This window comes from Mesorhizobium sp. L2C066B000, from assembly GCF_000502335.1.
Lineage (GTDB): Bacteria > Pseudomonadota > Alphaproteobacteria > Rhizobiales > Rhizobiaceae > Mesorhizobium.
The window spans coordinates 1-863 of the sequence record NZ_AYWZ01000054.1 but is presented as its reverse complement, the minus strand read 5'-3'; the positions used below and the strand labels follow the sequence as shown (position 1 = coordinate 863).

The window sequence follows — 863 nt, the reverse complement described above, 5'->3', positions numbered from 1 at the left end:
GTGATCACCGGCGGCGAGTTGCCGATCGAGATGGTCAGCGTGGTGTGCGAGGTGTCGCCGTCGCCGTCCTTGATGGTGTAGGTGAAGACATCGCTGACGCCGCCCTGCGTGCCGGCATCGCGAACATAGGAGTAGGAGCCGTCGGCGTTGAGCGTCAGCTTGCCGTAGCTGCCCTGGACCTGGGTGCCGAGCGTTGCGGCATTGTCGACATCGAGATTGGTGTTGCCGGCGGCAACGCCGACCACGGCAGCGCCATCGGCGCCCTTGACGTCGATGCCGGTGACCGGCGAGGTGGTGCCAACCGCGCTCAGCACATTGCCGGTCTCGGCGGTGAACTGGTTGGACGCAACACTGTCGGTATCGGCGTGTGCGGTCGGCACGTCGTCGACGATGGTGATGACGAGATTGCCGGCTGGAGCGCTGTCGCCGTCGGCGTCGGTGACGACGACCGCGAAGCTGGTGCTCGACGGATCGGTCAGCGTGTTGTCGATCAGCGTATAGGCGTAGCTGATGGTGCCGATGCCGGTGGTTGCATTGTAGACATAGCTGGCCGTCAGCGATCCTGTGGTGCCGTCGGCAAAAGTCTGGGCCGAGCCGGTCAGCACATGGCCACCCAGCGAGACGGTGGTCAGGCCGTCGGGCGAGGTGAAGCCGATGGTGCCCGAAGTGGTCTCGGTGGTTGCAGGCTCGTTGGAGCCGGCCGGTTCGCCGGCGCGTGCCGGCAGGCTGGCTTCATAGACGGTGGTGGTGGCGCCGCCGGCAGCCGGAATGGCGTCGGTCGGGGTTGAATCGCCGATGGCGATGGTCAGCGTGGTGTGCGAGGTGTCGCCGTCGCCGTCCTTGATGGTGTAGGTGAAGACATC

General features: G+C 65.9%; 1 protein-coding gene. It reads right to left on the bottom strand.

Annotated features, from left to right (window positions below; all coding sequences use genetic code 11):
* On the bottom strand, positions 1 to 863 hold an 863-nt coding region (locus X733_RS0136485; protein WP_031194421.1), incomplete at both ends, for a VCBS domain-containing protein.